The following is a 16,277-nucleotide window of genomic DNA, read 5'->3' as shown; positions in this document are numbered from 1 at the left end:
AGTCCGCTCAGAAGCGATCGTCTTCTTCATCCTCTTCGCGGCGGTTGGATTTCAGCGAACTAAGCTTTGCGAAAACCGCATCCGCATCGATTTCCTTTTCTTCCTCGCGCTCACTGCGATAACCGAAGTCGAGATTCTCGGTTTCGGACGCAGGCTGCAAAGATGCACCGAGTTCGGCGGCGGTCGGCAGCGGTCGGCCCTTGGAAGCCTTTTCCACTTCCAGGTCGAGATCAATCTGGCTGCAGAGGCCGAGGGTGACCGGATCCATCGGTGCCAGGTTGGCCGAGTTCCAGTGGGTGCGCTCACGGATCTGTTCGATGGTCGACTTGGTGGTACCGACGAGGCGGGAAATCTGGGCATCCTTGAGTTCCGGGTGATTGCGGACCAGCCAGAGGATTGCGTTCGGACGATCCTGGCGTTTGGAGACCGGCGTATAGCGCGGGCCACGGCGCTTCGATTCCGGCACGCGTACCTTGGGCTCGGAAAGCTTCAGCTTGTAGTTCACATCCGCCTCTCCCCGGGCGATCTCGTCGCGGGAAAGCTGCCCGGTGGCGATCGGATCGAGGCCCTTGATGCCCTGCGCCGCTTCGCCATCGGCAATTGCTTTCACTTCGAGCGGGTGCAGCTTGCAGAACTGGGCGATCTGGTCGAAGGAAAGGGCCGTGTTGTCGACCAGCCAGACCGCAGTCGCTTTCGGCATAAGCAATTGTTGAGCCATAGGTATAGTTCCTCTGTCCGTCCGCGCCGGTGTCGCGGGCCGTGGGTATCAACCACAATTTCCGGGAATTCATGTGGCTCTATAACCGGAATGGGTCAGAATTGCAAATCTCAAACAAAATGACCATTCGTCTAATTGTCCGGGTTGCTCCACCTGTTATGAATGCGGCACAAATCGCTAAAGTCTGACCTTGGCTTCGGCATTTCGAATGGGAGGTATTCATGTCCGAAAAAATTTATCCGGTGCTCAAGCCCGTTAAAGCGCGCGCTTTGATCGACAAGGAAAAATACGAAAAGTGGTATGAGGAGAGCATCGAAGATCCGGACAAGTTCTGGGGCAAGCACGGTCGGCGCATCGACTGGTTCAAGCCTTACACCAAGGTCAAGAACACGTCGTTCAAGGGCAAGGTTTCGATCAAGTGGTTCGAGGATGGGCTCACCAACGTCTCCTACAACTGCATCGACCGCCACCTGAAGACGCATGGGGAGCGCACTGCGCTGATCTGGGAAGGCGACAACCCCTATATCGACAAGAAGATCACCTATAACCAGCTTTACGATCAGGTCTGCCGGCTGGCCAACGTGCTGAAGAAGCACGGCGTCAAGAAGGGCGACCGGGTTACCATCTACATGCCGATGATCCCGGAAGCGGCCTATGCGATGCTCGCCTGCGCCCGCATAGGGGCGGTCCATTCGGTGGTCTTCGGCGGCTTTTCGCCTGAAGCACTGGCCGGCCGCATCGTCGACTGCGAGTCCACCTTCGTCATCACCTGCGACGAGGGCGTGCGCGGCGGCAAGCCGGTGCCGCTCAAGGAAAATACCGATACCGCCATCCATATCGCTGCCCGGCAGTATGTGACGGTCGACAAGGTGCTCGTCGTGCGTCGTACTGGCGGCAAGACGAACTGGGCGCCCGGCCGCGACCTCTGGTATCACCAGGAAATCGCCAGCGTGAAGCCACATTGCGAGCCGGTGAAGATGAAGGCCGAAGACCCGCTCTTCATCCTTTACACGTCGGGTTCCACCGGCAAGCCCAAGGGCGTGCTGCACACGACCGGTGGTTATCTCGTCTACGCGGCAATGACCCACGAATATGTTTTCGATTATCACGACGGCGACATCTACTGGTGCACGGCGGATGTCGGCTGGGTGACCGGCCATTCCTACATCGTCTACGGTCCGCTTGCGAACTGCGCCACGTCACTGATGTTCGAGGGCGTGCCGAATTTCCCGGACCAGGGCCGCTTCTGGGAAATCGTCGACAAGCACAAGGTCAACATCTTCTACACGGCGCCGACGGCGATCCGTTCGCTGATGGGCGCCGGCGACGAATTCGTGAAACGCTCCTCGCGTTCCAGCCTGCGCCTGCTCGGCACGGTCGGCGAGCCGATCAACCCGGAAGCCTGGGAATGGTATTACAACGTCGTCGGCGACGGGCGCTGCCCGGTCGTCGATACCTGGTGGCAGACGGAAACCGGCGGCCACATGATCACGCCGCTGCCCGGCGCGACCGACATGAAACCGGGTTCGGCCACCAAACCCTTCTTCGGTATCAAGCCGCAGCTTGTCGACAACGAGGGCAATGTTCTGGAAGGTGCTGCCGACGGCAATCTCTGCATCACCGATAGCTGGCCGGGCCAGATGCGCACGGTCTATGGCGATCACGACCGCTTCGTGCAGACCTATTTCTCCACCTACAAGGGGAAATATTTCACCGGTGACGGCTGCCGCCGCGACGAGGACGGCTATTACTGGATCACCGGCCGCGTCGACGACGTGCTGAACGTCTCCGGCCATCGCCTCGGTACGGCGGAAGTCGAATCGGCGCTCGTTTCGCATCATCTGGTGTCGGAAGCCGCAGTCGTTGGCTATCCGCACAATATCAAGGGCCAGGGCATTTATTGCTACGTGACGCTGATGGCCGGCAACGACGGCACGGATGCGCTGCGGCAGGAACTTGCCAAGCATGTTCGCCAGGAAATCGGTCCGATCGCGACGCCGGACAAGATCCAGTTCTCGCCCGGTCTGCCAAAGACCCGCTCCGGCAAGATCATGCGCCGCATCCTGCGCAAGATCGCCGAGGACGATTTCGGCTCGCTCGGCGATACATCGACGCTCGCCGATCCGGCCGTCGTGGACGACCTGATCGCCAACCGCCAGAACAAGGCGGGCTGATCACAGGAAGGCCGCCTGGATCTCCGGGCGGCCTTTCAGCATCCGATGCGGGATCGGATTTCCTCGACTTGTTCCCGCGTATGGCAGATGTTTTCGCAGGGAATGCCGTCTTTGTCCGCATCGGCCCGGCGATATCCTTCGCACCAGATCTCGACCGCTTCCTCACAACTGTCGACCTGCTTGCAGCTCTTTCGCGAACTCTGGGCATAGGTTGTCGAGGCTGCAAGAGCGGTCAGGATACAGATCAAGATTGTCGGCCGTTTCATACTTATCCCCCGCAGGAAGGGTAAGTTTGCGCGCCACCTAATTCAAGCAACTGCTTAAATCTCAAGGTTGAATCAATTCGTCTCGCAAACCTGTCGCGGCTTGCGTCCGCCGTCGTAGCTCTGCGCCAGACCGGCGAGGAGCAGATTGTCGGCGACGCTCCGGCCATCGGAAAGCGTGACGTCGGCGACGATGCGGCCGAAATATTTGTCCCCTGAAATGCGGGTGAGCTGAATTTGACGTGATGCGCCTGCGAGCATTTGCAGCGCATGCTGAGCATCAAGGCCAATTCGGCGGAGCTTGGCGCATTTGGAACGGAGCTCCGGCGTATCGATGCCGCGGATGCGGACATAGACTTCCATCTTCTGCTGTGGCCAAGGCTGCGCTTCGACAAGCAGGGTATCGCCATCGATCACGCGCAGAATTTCGGCGGCGACCGGTCCCGAGACCTCGTCACGTGCCGAGGCTTCGGTGGTGAGCACCGCGGCGAAACCAGCGAGAATCAGAAGTCTCTTGACCATGAAAGGAATAAATTCCCGACTTCGGTCGAAGTCAATAGGAATATTTGCTTATGTGAAGTGAAGCGTTGGCCAATCCGCCTCGCCCTAGAAATCGATAGCGCGACCGTTGATCTCCCAGTCGCCGAAGCGGGCGGGATCCGCGCCGCCGCGGCCGCCGATTTCCCTCGGCATCTCCGCATCGGCGGCAGCTTGCCGGCGTTCTTCGGCTTCCTTCAGGGCGCGTTGCGCCGCGGGGGATAGCGGTTTCCCTACAGCGCTCTCTTCCGGTGTCTTGTCGATGTTATCGTTGTCTGGATCTTGCATCTTTTCCATCACTGGATGGTTTATTGAAAACTGTGGTTGAATTGACCACATGATAGGACGTTCGCCGGCATGGTAAAACCCCTCGTAATACCGGCAACTGGAGAGATGACGATGAACATGATACGCACCGCCATGCTTCTGGCCTTCATGACGGCCCTGTTCATGGGGGTCGGGTTCCTGATCGGCGGGCAGAGCGGCATGATGATCGCCCTGCTGATCGCTGCCGGCATGAACGTGTTTTCCTACTGGAATTCCGACAAGCTCGTGCTTTCGGCCTATCACGCCAAGGAAGTCGATGCGCGCACCGCGCCGGAATTCTACACCATGATCCGCGATCTTGCGGCCAATGCCGGCCTGCCTATGCCAAAGGTCTATATCTACGACAATCCGCAGCCGAACGCTTTTGCGACCGGCCGTAACCCGCAGAATGCCGCCGTTGCCGCATCGACCGGGCTGCTGCAGCGCCTGACGCATGAAGAGGTCGCCGGTGTGATGGCGCACGAGCTCGCGCATATCCAGAACCGCGATACGCTGACCATGACGATCACCGCGACACTTGCCGGCGCAATCTCCATGCTCGGCAACTTCGCCTTCTTCTTCGGCGGCAATCGCGACAACAACAACCCGCTCGGATTCATCGGCGTGCTGGTGGCGATGATCGTCGCACCGCTTGCGGCGATGCTCGTGCAGATGGCAATCAGCCGCACGCGCGAATATTCGGCCGACCGGCGCGGCGCGGAAATCTCCGGCAACCCGCTCTGGCTGGCCTCGGCGCTCGCCAAGATCGCCAATGCGGCACATGTGATCCCGAACTATGAAGCCGAGCGCAATCCGGCGACAGCTCATATGTTCATCATCAATCCGCTCTCGGGCGAGCGCATGGACAATCTGTTCTCGACGCACCCGAATACGGAAAACCGTATCGCCGCCCTGCAGCAGATGGCGGGCGAGTTCCGCCAGGCCACCTCGACGGCCGGGTTCGGGACTGATAGACCGCAGCGCACCGCGCGCTCCGTCCCGAATACCGGCTCAAATTCCGGCTGGGGCCGCGGCTCGGACGAACCGCGCAAAGGTCCCTGGTCTTGAACGACAAGAAGAAAAAAAAGAAACCTTCCAAACCACCGGGATACCGCAGAGAAACGGCCCCCACTGCTGGAGGCGAAAGCCTTCCGAAGCCCGGATTGGAGGTTCGAGCCACGGCCGCCAAACTGCTGGCGGCCGTCGTCGATAAAAAGATTTCGCTCGATGGCATGCTCGATCCGGTCCATGGCAATCCCGCCTACAGGGCGCTCAATGACGCCGACCGGGCACTGACGCGGGCGATCCTGACCTCTGCGCTCCGCCATCTGCCCCGCATAGAAGCGGCGATCGCTTCCCTAATCGATAATCCCCTGCCGGAAGGCGCGCGTGCGCTTCATCACGTGCTCGTCGCGGCCGCCGCGCAGATCCTGTATCTCGATGTTCCCTCGCATGCGGCGGTCGACCTCGCCGTCGAGCAGGCCAATCGCGATCCCCGTAACCGCCGTTTCGCCAAGCTGGTGAATGCGGTTCTGCGCCGGATGGTGCGGGAGAGGGAGGAGATGCTCTCGAAGACCGCCGCGGTTTCGCCGGTGCCACCCTGGTTCCGCGAGCGGCTCGTCGCCGCCTATGGCGAGGCAGAGGCCGAGCGCATCGCGGAGGCGCAACTCGTGCCTGCGGCCATCGACCTGACGGTGAAATCCGATCCCAAAGCTTGGGCGGAAAAACTCGGCGGCAAGGTCCTGCCGACCGGCAGCGTCCGGCTGGCCGCTTTTCAGGGGGCGGTGTCCGCGCTCGAAGGGTTCGAAGAGGGAGCGTGGTGGGTGCAGGATGCGGCGGCGAGCATTCCCGCCAGACTGTTCGGCGATCTCAAGGGGAAAAAGGTGGCCGATCTCTGTGCGGCGCCGGGCGGCAAGACGGCGCAGCTCATTCTTGCCGGCGCCCACGTGATGGCGGTCGAGCAGTCCGCCAACCGGCTTGTCCGGCTTGAGGAAAACCTGAAGCGACTCGGGCTCCAGGCCGATCTGGTGGGTGGCGATCTGTTCGATTTTCGCCCGGAGGAACCGCTGGACGGCGTGCTGCTCGATGCCCCCTGTTCCTCCACCGGCACGACGCGCCGGCATCCGGACGTGCTCTGGACCAAGGGGCCGGAGGATATCGCCAAGCTCGCTGCATTGCAGGAAAGGATGTTGCGCCACGCCGTCACGCTGGTGAAGCCGGGCGGCATGATCGTCTTCTCCAACTGCTCTCTCGATCCGTCTGAGGGAGAGGAACTGGTTGCGCGCGTGCTCGGGGATCATCCGGACCTGCAGCGTTTGCCCGTAGATCCCAGGGACTGGCCAGGGCTTGGAGAAGCAATCTCGCCACTCGGAGAATTCCGCACCACGCCGGCCATGCTGCCAGGCGACGAAAATTTTGCGGGCGGCATGGACGGGTTCTTCGCGAGTGTGCTTCAGCGTCGGTAAGGCTTTATTCACCATACGGCGCGCATTCTTTCGAATGATCTAAAGTGATTCCCGCCGACAGGCGGAGACCGGATTCCTGCGGAGTGTTCCAGATTGACGATGCGGCTCGCGGATCGCCGGAGGCTTTTCTCCTACGGCATTCGGGAAATCTGGCGCCGCCTTTGCCGGCGGTCTGCCGGAATTCGTCTGGCTGTGACATCTTCTGCCCTTCAGGTGCCGGACAGGCTGATTGTCGCGCCGACGGATCTGAGGGCGCTCGATTCTTTCGTGGCGGAAGAAATCCTGGAAGATCGTTTCCCGCTGGCCGGGAGAATTCTCGAAACATTTGGTGAGTCGCCCTTTTCCATCGAGCTTCCGTCCCGGGCCTTCGCCGAGCGGCTGCATTCCTTTGCCTGGCTCAGGCATATCCGTACCAACAAGACGGAAGCAACCTGCGCCCATGCACGGCAGATGGTGTCAGACTGGATCGCATTGCATGGCCGGCGTCCGAAAGGCATTGCCTGGGAGGCGAATGTCGCAGCAGAACGGGTGATCGCCTGGCTCTCTCATTCAACCGTGGTGCTGCAGGGAGCGGAGGCGGGATTCTATCGGCGCTTCATGAGAAGCCTTGCCTACCAGGTCGGATACCTAAGGAAGATAGCCGGCTGCCTGCCAGAAGGCGAGACGCGGCTTAGACTCAGGATCGCGCTTGCGATGGCTTCGGTTTCGATGCCGGCGCGGGCCGCCCATATACGTCGCGAGGGCATCCGGCTCGACCGCGAACTGGAGCGGCAGATCATGGCGGATGGCGGCCACATATCGCGCAATCCCCGCGCGGTCCTCAATCTCCTGATCGATCTCCTGCCTCTTCGCCAGACTTATATCAACCTCGGCCACGATCTACCGCAGAAACTCATTCCGACGATCGACCGCATGTATCCGGCGCTTCGGTTCTTCCGGCATCAGGACGGTGACCTTGCGCTGTTCAACGGAGCGAGTTCGACGCCAGCGAGCGAGCTGATGTCGGTCCTGAGATATGACGAGACCGCAGGCAAGCCATTCAAGGCCCTGCCGCACATGAACTATCACCGGCTTTCGGTGGAAGGGACCACGCTGATCGTTGATACAGGGCATTCGCTTTCCGCCGAACTTTCGCGCAGTGCGCATGCCGGCTGTCTTTCCTTCGAGATGTCAGCCGGTCGGCACCGCTTCATCGTTAACTGCGGAGCACCAAAATATGCCAGCCGCAGCTACCGGCAGGTCGCCCGGTCGACGGCTGCCCATTCGACCGTGACACTCAACGAGACCTCGTCCAGCCGCATCGTCCGCTCCAAGTTTGCCGGGCCGATCCTGCTCGGCGGCGTATCGGAGGTGGAGGTCGAGCGGTGGGACGATATGCATGGCAACGACTGGCTGCGCGCTCGCCACAATGGCTATGTGCGCGAGTTCGGCTATTTTCACGAACGTGAGATCGGTCTCAACGTCAAGGGCGACAAGATCAAGGGCCATGACCGGTTGTTCCTGCCGGAGGACAAAGGACCCGAAACCGGGCCATTCGCGGCTGCGGCGCGTTTTCATATCCATCCGGCTATCGTGCTTTCCCGGCGCGATGAGGAAAGCGTCGTCATGCGGGCGCCGGATGGCGAGACCTGGATTTTTGCCGCCCCCGGTCTCGATGTGCTGATAGAGGAGGATATCTTCTTTGCAGATGTCTCCGGCGTCAGGCCGAGTCAGCAGCTCGTCATCGAATTTTCGCCACCGGAGACATCGGAAATCCGCTGGATGCTGAGGCGCGGAGATTAACGCGCAGCGCGGTTCAATCTCTTGTTATTCTACCTGTCGTTATGCCGAAACCGGCCCGCACTTCCGGGGGAGATGGATTAGGCGTTTCCTCAGGAGCGAAGCTATGCTAACCGGCGGCCATCTTTTGATGGCGCCGGGTTCAGCGGCGCATTTTGAGGAGAGACCGATGGCTGTCGTTTCCAAGAAAATCCCTGCTCCCGACCGCGTGAAAATCCGGACCGCGCTGCTTTCTGTCTCCGACAAGACAGGCATTGTCGAACTTGCCCAGGCGCTGGTCGCCCAGGGTGTGAAACTCCTGTCGACGGGCGGGACGCACAAGGCGATTGCGGCCGCCGGCCTGCCGGTCACGGACGTCTCGGAGGTCACGGGTTTCCCGGAAATCATGGACGGCCGGGTAAAGACCCTGCATCCGAACGTGCATGGCGGATTGCTGGCCATCCGTGACGATCAGGAGCATGTGGCAGCAATGAAGGAACACGGCATCGAAGGCATCGATCTCGCCGTCATCAACCTCTATCCATTTGAGGAAGTGCGCGCCGCCGGCGGCGACTATCCGACAACGGTCGAAAACATCGATATCGGCGGGCCGGCGATGATCCGTGCTTCCGCCAAGAACCATGCCTATGTGACGATTGTCGTCGATCCGTCCGACTATCCGGCAGTGATCGAGGCGCTGCGCACCAGCGACGGCCAGACGGCCTACGCTTTCCGCCAGAAGCTGGCGGCCAAGGCCTATGCCCGTACGGCTGCCTATGACACGGCAATCTCCAACTGGTTTGCCGAGGCGCTCGACATTGAAATGCCGCGCTACCGGACAATCGGCGGCGTTCTGAAGGAAGAAATGCGCTATGGCGAAAACCCGCACCAGAGCGCCGGCTTCTACGTGACCGGTGAGAACCGCCCAGGCGTCGCGACCGCCACACTCCTGCAGGGCAAGCAGCTTTCCTATAACAATATCAACGATACCGACGGCGCCTTCGAACTGATCGCGGAGTTTTCGCCGGAAAAAGCGTCGGCCTGCGCGATCATCAAGCATGCGAACCCCTGCGGCGTCGCGACCGGTCCGACGTTGAAGGATGCCTATCTGCGGGCGCTTGCCTGTGATTCCACGTCTGCCTTCGGCGGCATCATTGCACTCAACCAACTTCTCGACGGCGAGACCGCCGAAGAAATCGTGAAGCTCTTCACGGAAGTCATCATCGCGCCGGAAGTCTCGGAAGAGGCGAAAGCGGTGATTGCCAAGAAGCCTAACCTCCGCTTGCTGGTGACCGGCGGCCTGCCGGACCCGCGTTCGCGGGGTATCACGGCCAAGACCGTTTCCGGCGGCCTCCTCGTCCAGACCCGGGACAACGGCATGATCGAGGACATCGACCTGCGCGTTGTCACCAAGCGCGCGCCGACGCCAACCGAACTGGAAGACATGAAGTTCGCCTACAAGGTGGCAAAGCACGTGAAGTCAAACGCCATCGTCTATGCGAAGGACGGCCAGACAGCCGGTATCGGCGCCGGCCAGATGAGCCGGGTCGATTCCGCCCGCATCGCCGCCATCAAGGCGGAAGAGGCGGCCAAGGCCATGGGATGGGCCGAGCCGATGACCAAGGGATCGGCTGTCGCGTCCGAAGCTTTCTTCCCTTTTGCAGACGGGCTGCTGTCGGCGATCGCGGCTGGTGCTACGGCCGTCATCCAGCCAGGCGGCTCGATGCGGGACGAGGAGGTGATCGCCGCCGCCGACGAGCACAATGTCACGATGGTCTTCACCGGCATGCGGCATTTCCGGCACTAGGACCGAAGCTATTGAGCCGGAGTCTGCTTCGGCTTATCGGCGGGATAGGGTGTGATCAGCAGGAGCGCCAGGCCGGCCAGCAAGAAGATCATCAGCGTCGACATGCCGAGCCGGGCAGAGCCACTGGCATAGGTCACTATCGAGAAGAAGAGCGTTGCCATGAAGCTCGTGGCGCGGCCGGAAAGCGCGTAGATGCCGAAATAACGGCCAGCTTCGGATAGGCTGACGCTGCGCGCCAGATAGGATCGCGATGAAGCCTGGACCGGGCCGAAGGCGAGGCCGATCAGCAGCCCGAAGAGAATATAGGCTTTTTCTGCGGCCGTGCCGAACAGACCGCCGCTGTCTTCCATCGAGAGCGGGAGAAGGCCGAAGAAGACGAAGCCCGGGCCTGTGGAAATGATGCCGAGTGTTGCGACAAGCAGCAGTATCAGGCTGATGATCACGACGACCTTGGATCCGAGGAATCGATCGAACCAACCGGCCGCGATGCAACCGAAGATCGCCACGACGTTCAGGATGATGCCAAAGATGCCGATCTCGATCGTTGCCCAACCAAACATGCCGGCCGCAAACGTCCCGCCGAGAATGAGCAGGCCATTGACGCCATCCTGATACAGCATGCGCGCGACCAGGAATTTCGTGATGCCGGTCCGCCTTTTCAGTTCCCGCAAGGTGCCGCCGAGTTCGCGCAGGCCCGAGCGGACGGCCTTGCCGAGCGGTGCGCCCCTTCCCGCATCCGGTGTGAAGAGGAACATCGGCAGGATGAAGAGGAAATACCAGAGGGCCGATATGGGGCCGGTGATGCGGGCGTCTTCGCCAAGATGCGGGTCGAGGCCGAAGAGCGGCGGCAGGCCGATCAGCGTCACGCCGGTTTCCGGATTGGCGGCGAGCAGTGCGACGACCGCCATCAGCACGATCATGCCGCCAAGATAGCCGAGACCCCAGGCAATGTTGGAAACCTTGCCGATTTCGTCCTTGGAAACCAGGCGCGGCATCATGGAATCGTTGAAGACGGTCGAGAATTCCGCGGCGATCGAAGCGAAGATCATGAAGAAGATCGGCCAGATGATCGGCGAGCCGGGAGCTGCGAACCAGAGCAGGGCGACCGAGGTGATCTTGATGGCGGCGAAGACGGCGATCCATGGCTTGCGGGGACCGGACTGGTCGGCGATCGAGCCCAGGACCGGTGAGAGGATGGCGATGACGATCGAGGAGATCGTCGCCATGTTGCTCCAGGCGGCCTGCGCTGAAACCGGATCACTGGTCAGGCGCGACACGAAATAGGGGCCAAAGACGAAGGTGGTGACAACCGTGAAGAACGGCTGCGCCGCCCAGTCAAAGAGCATCCAGCCCCAGATACCGCGCCGTTGCGTTTTCACCGGCGCATTATCCATGTGAGAAACGGCCATCTTTTCCCCCACGTCAGCCACCTCTCAGCACCCGCGCTACGCCACCGGGCCATGCGCAAGATCGCTGAGCAGGCCCGCCGCAACCATGATCTTGGGAAGCGTCAGATCGCTGCTTTCGCTTAATGCCACCAGTTCGGCGCCGATGCGGTTCACGTGCATGCGATCATTGCTCACCCAGGCTTCCAGCGGCTTCTTCTCCTTCGGATAGGCGCCCAGCGCGGTGATGACGATATCGCGTCGGGCCGCAGCGATCTGCTGCAGGCTGCGGGAAAGCGCCAGGCTTTCATAGTGGTCCGACGTGCCGATCCGGCTGCCGGTCGCGAGGAGCCGGTTGACACGGAAGGTTTCGGTTGCCGAAAAATAGCTTTCGGTGGCGCGCGCCATGGTCTCGCCGGTCCGGTCGGCGATCAGCATGATCTCGGGCACTAGGACAAGGATCGAAAGCAGCGTGACCTCCCGGGCGAGCGAAGCGGGAACGCCCTGGGCTTCAAGCTCAGAGGCACGAGCGGCCATTTCAACGGCGCCAGCGCCGTTGATCGAGGAGCGCAATCCTTTGATCGCAGCCTTGAGCCGGCTCATCGCCCCATCCATGTCGCCCGTACCGACCTGTGTCTGAAGGATGAGCCGCGTGGCTTCTGCGAAGATTTCGCTGATCCGGGCATAAAGATCGTTCTGCGTCTGGCCGGCAATCTTTCCGTCCAGCGCGTCGATCTCGGCCCACAGCTTCGGCAGGTCGAAACCGTCCCGCGCAAGGAAGGCAGCTTTCACGACATTCGCGGCCGTGGCCCCGGTCATGTCGCTCATCTGCTGTATGAAGCCCGGCCCGCCGCGGTTGATCGCTTCGTTGCCGAGCACGGTGGCGATGATCTCGCGATGCAGGCGGTGGTTTGCGATATCAGCCGCATGAGGCTTCTGCATTCTGGCCGGGAAATAGGCCTGCAGCACCGCGGAGAAATAGGGATCATCCGGAAGGCTGCTTTCGACCAGCGCGTCGAAAAGCACGATCTTCGCGTAGGAGAGCAGCACGCCGATTTCCGGCCTGGTGAGCGGCCGGCCGGACAGATACCGTTCCGCGAGTTCGGCATCGTCCGGCAGGGTTTCCACCTTGCGGTTCAGGTGACCCCGGGCCTCCAACACGGACATGAGGCGGGACAATTCCTCCCGGTTGGCGAGGCCCTTCCGTTCCGCCAGCGAGATCGCCAGCGGCTGGAGATAGTTGTTGCGAAGGACGAGGCCGGCCACTTCGTCGGTCATCGAGGCCAGGAGGCGGTTGCGCTTGTCGCGCGTCAGGCGTCCATCCTGCATGGCCGAATTCAACGCAATCTTGATGTTGACCTCGACGTCGGAGCAGTTGACGCCGGCGGAGTTGTCGATCGCATCGGAATTGCAACGGCCGCCGGCAAGCGAATAGGCAATGCGGCCCTTCTGGGTCATTCCGAGATTGGCACCCTCGCCGATCACTTTGGCGCGCACTTCGTCGGCCGCTATACGAATCGGATCGTTGGCGCGGTCGCCCACTTCGGCATCGGTCTCGAACGTCGCCTTGATGTAGGTGCCGATGCCGCCGAACCAGAGCAGGTCGGCCTGGCTTTTCAGGATCGCCATCATGATTTCGAAGGGCGTTGCGGCCGTCTTGTCGATGCCGATTGCCGCTGCGGCTTCCTTAGTCAGCTTTACCAACTTTTCCGAACGGGAAATGATCATCGCGCCTTCGGAGAGCGCCTTGCGGTCGTAATCCTGCCAGCTCGAGCGCGGCAGCGCGAACAGGCGTTCCCGCTCGGCGAACGACTTTTCGGTATCCGGATCGGGATCGATGAAGATGTCGCGGTGATCGAAGGCGGCAACGAGCCTGATCTTACGCGACAGCAGCATGCCGTTGCCGAAGACATCGCCCGACATGTCGCCGACGCCGACGACGGTGAACGGCGTCGTCTGGATGTCGATGTCCCTCTCCCGGAAATGCCGTTTCACGGCCTCCCAGGCACCGCGAGCGGTGATGCCCATCTTCTTGTGATCGTAGCCTGCGGAACCGCCGGAGGCGAAGGCGTCGTCCAGCCAGAAGCCGGCTTCCTGCGCCAGAGCATTGGCTGTGTCGGAGAAGGTCGCCGTGCCCTTGTCGGCCGCCACGACGAAATAGGGATCGTCGCCATCGATGCGGATCGTGTTTTCCGGGCCGGCCACGTCCGCACCGGTGATGTTGTCGGTGATCGAGAGGAGCGTGCGGATGAAGGTCTTGTAGGCCTCTTTCCCCGCATTGAAGATTTCCTCACGCGAGCCGCCCGCAGGCAGCGCCTTCGGGAAAAAGCCACCCTTCGCGCCGACCGGCACGATGACGGCGTTCTTGACCTGCTGCGCCTTCACGAGGCCGAGAATTTCGGTGCGATAGTCCTCGCCGCGATCGGACCATCGGATGCCGCCGCGCGCCACCTTGCCGAAGCGCAGGTGTACGCCCTCCACTTCCGTGCCGTAGACGAAGATTTCCCGGAAGGGGCGCGGTTCCGGCAGGCCGTCGAGCAATTTCGGATCGAGCTTGAACGCCAGCATCTTCTTCGTGGAACCGTCGGCCTCACGCTGGAAGTAGTTGGTGCGCAGCGTCGCATCGACCGCATTGACATACCGGCGGAATGTCCGGTCCTCGTCCAGGTTGGGCACGCTGGAAAGCGCCTCCTCGATCTCCGCATGGATATCCGCGAGCTTCTTGGCGCGGGTCTTCTCGGCAATTTTCGGATCGAAGCCGTCGCGGAAAAGGCGGAAGATGGCGGCGGCGATCGCCGGATATCTGGTGAGCGTATCGGCGATATAGGTCTGCGAGTAGACGATGCCGGCCTGACGCAGATATCTGGCGTAGGCGCGCAAGACCGTGACTTCGCGGGCTGAAAGACCGGCGAGCAGGACGAGCCGATTGAAGCCATCGTTATCGATCAGGCCGCCGAAGGCGGACAGGAATGCCTCCTCGAGCAGCGGCCCCTCGCGGGAAAGATCGACCGCGCGGGCGTTATCAAGCTGCAATTCCATGTCGTGCAGCACGACGAGCTTGCTTTCCGGCCCGACATGGATTTCGAACGTCTGCTCGCTGACGACATGGAATCCGAGGTTTTCCAGCAAAGGCACTCGTCGGGAGAGCGACAAGTGCTGATCCTTGTGGAAGATCTTCAGCGAGACGGTGTTTGCGGCCTCGTCCGGGCGGCGGTAGAAGGCGATGCGGATCGTCTCGCCGGCGGCGCAGGCGGCAACATCGGGCAGGTCGGCAAAGGTTTCCTCGGGGGTAAAGGTCTCCTGGAAGGCCTGAGTGACGGAAAGGCGCGGGCCTTCTTTCGCCAGCGTGGCGAAACGTTCTTCCCAGGGCGTGGCAATCAGGCGGATCGCCTCTTCCAGCTTCACCTGGGCGATTCGTGGCGTCTTGCCGCCGCGCCGGCCGATGATGACATGGACGCGCGCGACCCCGCCCTCCGGGAAGGCCGGATAATAGGCGGAGACGTGGCCGTCATAGACACTGGCGAGGTAATCGCTCACCTTCTCGCGGACCAGCGAATTATAGTCCTCGCGGGGCACATAGACGATCACCGAGACAAAACGGTCGAAATGGTCGATGCGCGGCAATATCCGGACGCGGGGGCGTTCGCTCAGTTCCATGATCTGCTCGCAAAACCTCGCAAGCAGGTCCGGATCGATCTGGAAAAGGTCGTCGCGGGGATAGGATTCCAGCGTGTTTTCCAACATGCGGCCGGAATGGCTGTCGGGGTCGAAGCCGAAATGCTCCTCGATCCGGGCCGCCTTGGCGCGCAGAAGCGGGATTTCGCGAACGGAGTGAGTGTAGGCCGTCGCCGTGAAAAGACCGACGATGCGCAATTCGCCGACGACCTCGCCTTTTTCATCGAAGCGCTTGACGCCGACATAGTCCATATAGGCTCGTCGGTGGACGACCGATTTCACATTCGCCTTGGTGACGATGAGGAAATCCGGTCCGTCGAGGAATTCCAGGATTTCCGGCGTTGTCATCACCGCGTCCTTGCCCTGGCGCAGCACGAGAACGTCCGGATCGGAAAGGATGCCCAAGCCGCGGCCCTTGCCGCGTTCGAGCTTCGCTTCCGGGCCCTTGCCGGAATAGACGTATTCACGCATGCCGAGGAAGGTGAAATTGTCGTCGCGTAGCCAGTTAAGGAAGGCGAGCGCCTCCTCCCGATCAGATTTTTTACGGCTCGCGGAATTGTTGAGCTGCTTTGCTGCCCCCTCCAGCACCTCCAACATGGAGGCCCAATCGGTGATCGCCAGATGCACTTGGTCGAGGATGTGGCGGATACGCTCGGTGAGCGCCGTCGCCTGTTCCCGGTTCAGCGGCGCAATGTGGATCTGGATGAGGCTCACATGATGAGCCGGATTCCCGGGCTGCTCGCTGGAACGCAGAACCGGTTCTTTTCCCGGTTCCAAATTGAGGATCGGGTGGACCGCCATGAAGAGGTCGCGATGGGTCGCGGTCACCTCGCCCATGATCGAATCGAAGAGGAAGGGCATGTTCCGGTCAACGACGGTCAGCACCGAAACCGGCACGCTGTTCGGCTCAACGCCGGACAAGGTCTCCACCGTGATATCCGCCCGGATCCGTGTCCAGGCCTGCAACCGTTCGGCCGCATGTCTCGCCGAGCGGGCCAGCATTTCGGGCGTATAGTTCTCAAGGTCGTCATTGCTGGCCCGGCCAAACAGAATGAACGGATCGAGATGCGGTCCCTTGCTTTCAGCGGCGATTTTGCGTGCGCTTTCGATCTGCTTTTCCCGCTTCGGATTCTGCCTGGCGGCCATGCCCCTCTCCCCTTTTTCCGTTCAAAGATCGAATAAATTCATC

The 16,277-nt window shown here is 61.2% G+C and carries 11 protein-coding genes; 5 read left to right on the top strand and 6 right to left on the bottom strand.

Going from position 1 to position 16,277, the window contains the following annotated elements:
• Positions 1-7 precede the first annotated feature (7 nt).
• Positions 8-718: a DUF1013 domain-containing protein gene (locus tag QEO92_RS23520; RefSeq protein WP_227704620.1), complete on the bottom strand. Its 711-nt coding sequence runs from the start codon at positions 716-718 to the stop codon at positions 8-10.
• 221 nt (positions 719-939) lie between these two features.
• Between QEO92_RS23520 and acs the strand changes: the two genes are divergently transcribed.
• Complete coding sequence (gene acs / locus QEO92_RS23515) at positions 940-2,892, top strand: acetate--CoA ligase (protein WP_037154057.1); 1,953 nt, start codon at positions 940-942, stop codon at positions 2,890-2,892.
• A 35-nt stretch (positions 2,893-2,927) separates the two neighbouring features.
• Here acs and QEO92_RS23510 read toward each other — a convergent pair whose 3' ends face one another.
• From QEO92_RS23510 to QEO92_RS23500, 3 genes are all read right to left on the bottom strand, one after another.
• Positions 2,928-3,158: an excalibur calcium-binding domain-containing protein gene (locus tag QEO92_RS23510; protein ID WP_037154060.1), complete on the bottom strand. Its 231-nt coding sequence runs from the start codon at positions 3,156-3,158 to the stop codon at positions 2,928-2,930.
• Positions 3,159-3,230: 72 nt separating this feature from the next.
• Complete coding sequence (locus QEO92_RS23505) at positions 3,231-3,677, bottom strand: thermonuclease family protein (protein WP_227704619.1); 447 nt, start codon at positions 3,675-3,677, stop codon at positions 3,231-3,233.
• A gap of 84 nt (positions 3,678-3,761) precedes the next feature.
• Entirely contained in the window at positions 3,762-3,980 is a 219-nt protein-coding gene (locus QEO92_RS23500) for a DUF1674 domain-containing protein (protein WP_227705247.1), read from the bottom strand.
• 111 nt (positions 3,981-4,091) lie between these two features.
• On the opposite strand from QEO92_RS23500, the gene htpX reads away from it, so the two are divergent.
• The 4 genes from htpX (at position 4,092) to purH (ending at position 10,028) form a co-directional block, all read left to right on the top strand.
• A complete protein-coding gene (htpX, locus tag QEO92_RS23495; protein ID WP_037154067.1) occupies positions 4,092-5,066 on the top strand; it encodes a zinc metalloprotease HtpX in 975 nt (324 codons plus the stop codon).
• A 95-nt stretch (positions 5,067-5,161) separates the two neighbouring features.
• Entirely contained in the window at positions 5,162-6,463 is a 1,302-nt protein-coding gene (locus tag QEO92_RS23490) for an RsmB/NOP family class I SAM-dependent RNA methyltransferase (RefSeq protein WP_227704618.1), read from the top strand.
• Between the two features lie 99 nt (positions 6,464-6,562).
• Positions 6,563-8,245, top strand: coding sequence for a heparinase II/III family protein (locus QEO92_RS23485; RefSeq protein WP_227705246.1), 1,683 nt, complete (start codon positions 6,563-6,565; stop codon positions 8,243-8,245).
• Positions 8,246-8,411: 166 nt separating this feature from the next.
• Positions 8,412-10,028 (top strand): bifunctional phosphoribosylaminoimidazolecarboxamide formyltransferase/IMP cyclohydrolase, encoded by a 1,617-nt coding sequence (purH, locus tag QEO92_RS23480; protein ID WP_227704617.1) that lies wholly within the window; start codon positions 8,412-8,414, stop codon positions 10,026-10,028.
• 8 nt (positions 10,029-10,036) lie between these two features.
• Here the strand turns inward: purH and QEO92_RS23475 are convergent, their stop codons facing one another.
• Entirely contained in the window at positions 10,037-11,437 is a 1,401-nt protein-coding gene (locus QEO92_RS23475) for an MFS transporter (RefSeq protein WP_227704616.1), read from the bottom strand.
• 36 nt (positions 11,438-11,473) lie between these two features.
• Positions 11,474-16,234 carry an NAD-glutamate dehydrogenase gene (locus tag QEO92_RS23470; RefSeq protein ID WP_227704615.1) on the bottom strand — a complete coding sequence of 1,587 codons (4,761 nt, stop codon included), beginning with the start codon at positions 16,232-16,234 and terminating at the stop codon, positions 11,474-11,476.
• Between the last annotated feature and the right edge of the window lie 43 nt (positions 16,235-16,277).

The organism is Neorhizobium petrolearium, from assembly GCF_029854435.1.
GTDB lineage: Bacteria > Pseudomonadota > Alphaproteobacteria > Rhizobiales > Rhizobiaceae > Neorhizobium > Neorhizobium petrolearium.
This window is presented reverse-complemented; position numbering and strand designations above follow the sequence as displayed.

Bases quoted from the DNA above. Each gene is read 5' to 3' on its own strand.
- QEO92_RS23520 (WP_227704620.1), bottom strand. From the start codon at position 718: ATGGCTCAACAATTGCTTATGCCGAAAGCGACTGCGGTCTGGCTGGTC.
- acs (WP_037154057.1), top strand. From the start codon at position 940: ATGTCCGAAAAAATTTATCCGGTGCTCAAGCCCGTTAAAGCGCGCGCT.
- QEO92_RS23510 (WP_037154060.1), bottom strand. From the start codon at position 3,158: ATGAAACGGCCGACAATCTTGATCTGTATCCTGACCGCTCTTGCAGCC.
- QEO92_RS23505 (WP_227704619.1), bottom strand. From the start codon at position 3,677: ATGGTCAAGAGACTTCTGATTCTCGCTGGTTTCGCCGCGGTGCTCACC.
- QEO92_RS23500 (WP_227705247.1), bottom strand. From the start codon at position 3,980: ATGCAAGATCCAGACAACGATAACATCGACAAGACACCGGAAGAGAGC.
- htpX (WP_037154067.1), top strand. From the start codon at position 4,092: ATGAACATGATACGCACCGCCATGCTTCTGGCCTTCATGACGGCCCTG.
- QEO92_RS23485 (WP_227705246.1), top strand. From the start codon at position 6,563: ATGCGGCTCGCGGATCGCCGGAGGCTTTTCTCCTACGGCATTCGGGAA.
- purH (WP_227704617.1), top strand. From the start codon at position 8,412: ATGGCTGTCGTTTCCAAGAAAATCCCTGCTCCCGACCGCGTGAAAATC.
- QEO92_RS23475 (WP_227704616.1), bottom strand. From the start codon at position 11,437: ATGGCCGTTTCTCACATGGATAATGCGCCGGTGAAAACGCAACGGCGC.
- QEO92_RS23470 (WP_227704615.1), bottom strand. From the start codon at position 16,234: ATGGCCGCCAGGCAGAATCCGAAGCGGGAAAAGCAGATCGAAAGCGCA.